This window comes from Helicobacter aurati (assembly GCF_003364265.1).
Classification (GTDB): Bacteria; Campylobacterota; Campylobacteria; order Campylobacterales; family Helicobacteraceae; genus Helicobacter_A; species Helicobacter_A aurati.
The window spans coordinates 1-6,823 of record NZ_NXLW01000027.1 but is presented as its reverse complement, the minus strand read 5'-3'; the positions used below and the strand labels follow the sequence as shown (position 1 = coordinate 6,823).

The 6,823-nt window shown below is 36.6% G+C and carries 8 protein-coding genes; 5 read left to right on the top strand and 3 right to left on the bottom strand.

What is annotated here, in order from left to right:
• Positions 1-47: 47 nt before the first annotated feature.
• A complete protein-coding gene (locus tag CQA66_RS09350) occupies positions 48-464 on the bottom strand; it encodes a hypothetical protein (RefSeq protein ID WP_104763811.1) in 417 nt (138 codons plus the stop codon).
• A gap of 78 nt (positions 465-542) precedes the next feature.
• Here CQA66_RS09350 and CQA66_RS08875 point away from each other — a divergent pair, with 78 nt between their 5' ends.
• Positions 543-728, top strand: coding sequence for a hypothetical protein (locus tag CQA66_RS08875; RefSeq protein ID WP_104763812.1), 186 nt, complete (start codon positions 543-545; stop codon positions 726-728).
• Between the two features lie 24 nt (positions 729-752).
• Here the strand turns inward: CQA66_RS08875 and CQA66_RS08870 are convergent, their stop codons facing one another.
• Positions 753-1,520 (bottom strand): endonuclease, encoded by a 768-nt coding sequence (locus tag CQA66_RS08870; RefSeq protein WP_104763813.1) that lies wholly within the window; start codon positions 1,518-1,520, stop codon positions 753-755.
• Between the two features lie 9 nt (positions 1,521-1,529).
• Positions 1,530-2,891, bottom strand: coding sequence for a sodium-dependent transporter (locus tag CQA66_RS08865; RefSeq protein ID WP_104763814.1), 1,362 nt, complete (start codon positions 2,889-2,891; stop codon positions 1,530-1,532).
• Between the two features lie 445 nt (positions 2,892-3,336).
• On the opposite strand from CQA66_RS08865, the gene CQA66_RS08860 reads away from it, so the two are divergent.
• The 4 genes from CQA66_RS08860 to CQA66_RS08845 all read left to right on the top strand — a co-directional run bounded on the left by CQA66_RS08860 (position 3,337) and on the right by CQA66_RS08845 (position 6,483).
• Positions 3,337-4,209 (top strand): carbon-nitrogen hydrolase family protein, encoded by an 873-nt coding sequence (locus CQA66_RS08860; RefSeq protein WP_104763815.1) that lies wholly within the window; start codon positions 3,337-3,339, stop codon positions 4,207-4,209.
• A 2-nt stretch (positions 4,210-4,211) separates the two neighbouring features.
• Positions 4,212-5,093 carry a polysaccharide deacetylase family protein gene (locus tag CQA66_RS08855; RefSeq protein ID WP_104763816.1) on the top strand — a complete coding sequence of 294 codons (882 nt, stop codon included), beginning with the start codon at positions 4,212-4,214 and terminating at the stop codon, positions 5,091-5,093.
• 114 nt (positions 5,094-5,207) lie between these two features.
• A complete protein-coding gene (locus tag CQA66_RS08850; RefSeq protein WP_104763817.1) occupies positions 5,208-5,540 on the top strand; it encodes a hypothetical protein in 333 nt (110 codons plus the stop codon).
• Positions 5,533-6,483 (top strand): CobW family GTP-binding protein, encoded by a 951-nt coding sequence (locus CQA66_RS08845; RefSeq protein WP_104763818.1) that lies wholly within the window; start codon positions 5,533-5,535, stop codon positions 6,481-6,483. The genes CQA66_RS08850 and CQA66_RS08845 overlap by 8 nt, the downstream gene beginning before the upstream one ends.
• Positions 6,484-6,823 lie beyond the last annotated feature (340 nt).

Below are 6,823 nucleotides of genomic sequence, written 5' to 3'. Positions count from 1 at the left end.
GATTCTTTGTAACTTGATTCTAATAAATGTTCACTTATTAATGTATATTAATGCCTGAACCATTCTGGCTTATCACGTTGAATCTTTTGAATTAAGGCAATAATACTCTGTGCCGTGTATTCTTCTTCATCTGCTACTCTTGCCGATTTTGCTTTTGATTCTGCTATCTCTATGTCTGTTCTTGATTCTCTTGCTTGTTTCGCTGCTGGTCCTATTGGTTTTGATTCTGATTTTTCTATGTTTACCGCTTGTTGGTCTTGTTCTTGGCTATCTAAAAGTTGCGTATAATATTCAAGGGCATGAGAGAGATGCTCGGGGTCTAATCCTGCAAAAAAGAATATTACCTCAAACATGTCAAGAATTTGCGCTTCTAAAAAATAGATTTCTTCTTGTAGCTGTTTTGTTTTAGAATCTGATTTAAACGAATTTTTGATAGGTTTCTTGTCATGAGATATTGGTTTCATAATCTAATCCTTATTTGTAATTGTAACATAAATTTGGAATATTTATTGCTGATAGTTTGTTTTGTACTAAGGATTATTATGCGATTTATTTATTCTTTAATGAGGTCATTGTTTGCTGGTGTATTTGTTGTAGGTTTGATGAATGGTTGCGCTAAAAATGCACAAAAAAATAATTTCGTTAGCACAGAATGCAAGACTGTTTGCAGTGCGACAGAATGCAATCAAGTTTGCACAACCGTAACAGGGACATTGAAAAAGAAATAATTGCTGAAATTGTGCTTGGCGGAATTAGAAAATTTTACGTAGAGCATTTATACGTTGCCAAAACATAATCTCTTCAATAATTTTATTACGTTGGATTTCATAGTCATTGGGTGGATACATTTTGTCCCATGCTTGCATTAGTTTAAGCTCACTATCGCTTAACCTAATGTTATATGTATTGCTCATGTAGAGATAGGTTCTTGCAATAAGTCCCTTTGAGTAATCTGCAGGATAGAATCTTTTGGCTTTAAAGTCAGTATGTACGGGACAATTTCCATATTGTCCACCAATGACTACATTGCGCGGTGCCTCTGCATATTTGTAGTTACTCCTGTCTGCATTAATTTCACCTATGGCGGGCACAAGATTATATAAATCTGCTTCCATAGAATTAAATGTTTTATCCTCTTTGCATGCTTTACGTCCGCCTTTTTTCCAACATGGGAGATGTTTGCCAAAATTATGGGCGGGCATAATGTGCTCAAATTCAATCCGACTTGCTCGTATATTGGGCTTATTGTTACTTGCTAACGGTTTCCTTGGTGTGTAATATTCACTAGGAATAACCGTTATCGCACTCTCTGTAATAGTGAAAGGGGCTTGACAATAGAAATCGCGCGTGAAGTTATGCCTATTCCATGCTTTGCTTAATAACTCTTTAGATTCTGAAAAAGTTTGCGGGGAAGGACTGTTCGCAAAGACAACAAGAATCGCTAACGCAAACAAAATTGGAGAGGAAAATAGGAGCTTTTTCTTCGTAAGCCCTATTGTTCTTGGCAGTTTTCTAGCCATAATTGTTCCTTATTGAGTAGAGAATAGTTCATAAATTTTATGAGAGAAAATCACACATACCATAAGAGGGGCTAAGACGCGTAATGAATAGAGCCACGCAAAGAAGAGTACATCACTCTTGAAATATGGCTTTGTCCATTTTCTCAACTTTTGTTGTGGAATAAAATAGGCAACAAACAATGAACCAAAAAATCCACACCAAGTAAGCAATATATTTGCACTTAACCAATCAGCCCAATCAAATAAACTTTTTCCTAATATTGTTAAATAAACACTATATTCTACGTTTTGAGAGAGGATAATGAAAATACCTGCTATAAAAATTGCAAATGCTACCATATAAGTGAGTGAAGATCGTGAATATTTCGTTCTATCGACAAGGTATTTAATACATGGTTCAAGCAAAGAAACGGTTGATGAGATTCCAGCAAGGAGTAATCCAACCATAAATAACACAGAAAACAGATTGCCTAACACTCCAAATTTTTCGAACATAACGGGCAATGTTATAAAAATAAGACCCGGACCTTCGCTTACATTGCTTGCATCGCCATATTCAAATACAAAAGTAAAAATAAGCAGCCCAGCCATGAGTGAAATAATAATTCCGGGTATAAGAATAGCAAGAGAAGCATTCAGAAGATTCTGTGTTTTATTAGCATGTGAAGTATAAGTCAGTATTGTTCCAGCCCCAATTGATAGCGAAAAAAAGACTTGCCCCATAGCATTTGTTAATACATGAGAATCTATTTTAGAGAAGTCAGCCTGAAACATGAATGTGAGGCTTTGTTTGAAACTTGGAAGAGATATAGCATAGAGCAACAAACCAAAAAAAATACAAAACAATAAAGGAATCAAGATAAAGTTTAGCCTCTCAATGCCTTTGATACCGTGCGCAATATTATAAGCCGTCGCTAAAAGAATGATTGCAAAACATAGAATCTGATAGAATAGTTGCCTGTTACTTACAACCAAAGCATTAAATATTTCTTTGCTTTCCGTGAAAGTTTGCGGGAGCTGAAAGCTTACATAGCACGAATAATAAAGCACCCATCCCAACACCACACAATAAAACGTAAGAATGATTGGTCCTGCAAACAAAGCGACACCCATAAATCGCCATTTAGTATTGTTATTGCCTGTAATAACCCTGAAGCTATCAGGAACATTTTTTCTGCCTTGTTGTCCAATGAGCATTTCAGCAATAAGCATCGCGCAACCAATAACAAGTGAGATTGCTAGGAACAATAGAACAAATGCTGCTCCTCCGCTCGTGCCAGCCATAGTTGGAAAACGCCAAATATGCCCCAACCCAATAGAACTACCAAGTGCAGCAATAATAAAACCGAGTTTGCCAAAATCCTTTTGCATCGACAATCCTTGATGATGATATGAGTCTGTATCTTAAAATTATAACTATGGCTGTATGCTTGGCTAATTATCAGCATTATCATTTAAAAACTTAGACTTGTGAACATTTTACAAATATTTTAAGGAATTTTGTTTGCAAAATGTAAAGTGATTCTTAAAAGAATCAGAAATGGGCTAAGGTAATATTTGCTTAGAAAATGCGTAAAAAGCAGAATGCGAAAGGCTATAACACGAAGTTTATACCATTAAGTACTAAGAGATAGGAACATTAGTCCACGCAAAGTTAGAATCTTTTGTAAATTAATTCACAGATAAACAATAGAAAATATTCTTAAGTTATATTGTGATTTGTAACATTCCTACACATTCTATCATTGTTTTAACAAAAATAAAGCAAAAGATTAATCTTTAAAATCCTATAATGTAGCCAATAAGGATTGAATATATGCCAAAAGATACAAAAATTAAAGTTGCCATAGTGCAATTTGCGCCTTTATCCTATCAGATACAAGAAAATAGAGATAAGGCATTGTATTTGACACAAGAAGCTTTAGGGAGTGGAGCGAGGATTGTCCTCTTGCCCGAACTTTTTGATAGCGGATATTGTGTTGAAGATAGAGACAAAGAATATGCCCTTACTCTTAAAGACCACAACTCTTTTACCCTAAAACCTTTATTTGAGCTTGCTGCGCAATATCACAGCTATATCATTGCGTGCAGTATGGAAAAAACACAAAAAAATATTTTTGATACGGCGTATATTATTGGACCAAAAGGCTTTGTTGGAAAGTATAGAAAAATCTATCTTTGGGGTAATGAAAAACACAGATTCGCAAGAGGAAAGAAATATCCAATCTTTGAGCTTGAATTTGAATCTTTCAGTGTCAGGCTTGGTTTGCAGATTTGCTATGAGATAGGCTTTACCGAAGGTGTGCGCGCTCTTGCCTTGCAGGGGGCGGAGATTCTTTGTTGTCCTGCCGCTTTTGGAGAGGCAAGGAGCTATGTTTGGAATCTTGCTACAAGGGCTAGAGCACTAGAAAATGGGCTTTTTGTGCTTGCGGCAAATCGTAGCGGCTGTGAAACCTCGAAGTTGAATAACGAAAAGTTATATTTCGCGGGAAAATCAAAAATCATCAATCCTAAAGGTGAAGTTTTGCAGGAGATCGTATTTGATGAGGACTTTAGTTGTGAAGAGATTGACTTAGATGAAGTGCGGATTCAAAGACAAAATTTACCTTATCTTAAAGATATAAATCTTAATTTGCAACAGAAAATCTTACGACAAATCGATCTGTTCAATCCCAACAATAAGGAATAAAAATGGCAAAAGAAATTTTAGTAGCTTATGGTGTAGATATAGATGCTGTGGCAGGTTGGCTTGGAAGCTATGGTGGCGAAGATTCTCCTGATGATATTTCAAGAGGGCTTTTTGCTGGGGAGATTGGGATTCCACGACTCCTAAAGCTTTTTAAGAAATACAATCTCCCCGCAACATGGTTTGCGCCAGGGCATTCGATTGAGACTTTTCCTGACCAAATGAAAATGATTGTGGATGCGGGGCATGAAATAGGGGCGCATGGCTATTCCCATGAGAATCCAATTGCTATGAGCGCAAAACAAGAAGAAGATGTTTTGTTGAAAAGTATTGAATTAATCCAACAAATAAGCGGTAAAAAGCCCACAGGCTATGTGGCGCCTTGGTGGGAATTTTCGAATATCACCAACGAGCTTTTGCTCAAACATGGTTTTAAATACGATCATTCCTTGATGCACAATGACTTTAGCCCTTATTATGTGCGCGTGGGTGATAAGTGGACAAAAATTGATTACAGCACAGAAGCAAAGGATTGGATGAAGCCTTTGGTTAGAGGGCAAGAGACAGATTTGCTTGAAATCCCTGCTAATTGGTATTTGGACGATTTACCCCCCATGATGTTTATCAAAAAATCTCCCAATAGCTTTGGCTTTGTATCGCCAAGAGATATAGGACAAATGTGGATAGATCAATTTGATTGGGTGTATAGAGAAATGGATTATGCCGTCTTTGCGATGACTATCCACCCTGATGTAAGCGGGCGTCCGCAAGTATTGCTCATGCATGAACGAATTATTGAGCATATTAATAAACATGATGGCGTGAAGTGGGTTGATTTCAATACTATCGCTGATGATTTTTTGAAGAGAAATCCACGAAAGAAATAACCCCTAAAAATTTAAAAAAGCCTGATAGAGAATTGCTTTAAGGGCTTATTGTTTTGCCCTTGAAATTATTGTAACAATAAAACTAATGCAATAGAGAGGAATGAGAGATTCTAAATGTGTGTTTTGTGTGGAGAAATGATGAGCTCTTTTCACTGGAGCGACACCAAGCGAGATGAAACGACTTCTATCGTTTCAGGGGAAGAGCAGAAACAAAGAATGCGTAGCCGTCTGAAGAGAGTAAAGATTCTTAATCATATTCTGGAATTTTATGGCTTGAAGCTTAAGGAATGGCAGGGAAGCAAGTATATCCTAAGCAATAAAAAAGGTCGTGATGTTATTGTGAATGATTTGGGCGATTTGTGGCAGAAAGTCGAAGAGCTAGAGAAAATAATGCCCGATGCCCTAAACCCTAGCTTGCTCCGTTTTTTAGAAGCAAAAAATGGCTAAAATCCCTGTCCATATCATTACAGGCTTCTTAGGGAGCGGCAAAACGACTTTTTTAAGAGAGATTTTGCAGAATCAAAAGGATTCCAATATCGCTCTTGTTGTGAATGAGCTAGGCGAGATTGGGCTTGATAATATCTTAATTGATTCTGAATTCATCGAAGAAAAGACGGTCGTTATCAGTTCGGGCTGTATGTGTTGCCACAAAAGAGAGGATTTATCCGAGAAATTTAAAGAGCTACTCAATAGATATGAGCAAAATGGGCAGAAACTAGACAGAATCCTCATAGAAACCACAGGGCTTGCTAGCCCCGCACCCATTCTCTTTACATTTCTAAGCGATGCTTTTTTGTCTAATCATTTTGAGGTTGCCAATATCATTACATGTATTGATTCTCTCAATGGACTTTCGCAGATTCAAAATAACGAGGAAGCCCTAAGTCAAATCATTCATTCTGATTGTATCGTATTCACAAAAGTTGACCTTAATGCAGATATAGAATCTTTAGGACATTATATTCATTCCTTGCATTATGGCATAAAGCTTATCAGAAAAGAGCTCTTTAGCTTTGAGAACCTGCTAGAAATCAAGCATGAGGTGTCTGATACCAATCAGACAACAACCACACCGCATAAAGATTCTATCCATTCCCTTTGTCTTTATTTTGAAGAAGTTATAGATTGGAGTGCTTTTAGCATCTGGCTTAGTATGCTTTTACATCGCTATGGCTCGCAGATTCTAAGGATTAAAGGGCTGGTTGATATTGGTGAGGAATATCTTATTCATATCAACGGAGTGGGGCATCTGGTGCATCCCCCTACACACATTAAGGATTTGAAAAAAGAAAAAAGGTCTAAGCTCGTATTTATAGCCAAGAATTTAGAGCTAAATCTCATCGAAGAATCGCTAAAAAGATTCCTAGCTCTAGCCCCCTCAAATTTTTAGCCTATTTTAAAGTGTGGAGTAAATTATCATAAGCCTAAGCCTTTAGGTTTTATCTTTATTTTTTATAATTTTTCGTATCAAAACGCTAAAAGAGCGTGATATTCAGAGCTTGATATTCAATGTCTACAATGATTTTCCTATTCATTCAAATCATTACAAATAGCGCGCTAAATTCTTGATAGATTTGAGATAATATTCTTTTTATAGTAGATAAACAATGGAGATGAATAATGGAAAATAGAAATTGTAATCAACACAAAGCAGAAGAAATTATCCCGATTGTCGTTATGGCAAGTGGGAATGGCTCAAATATGGAGAATCTTGCGACAAAACTTCATAA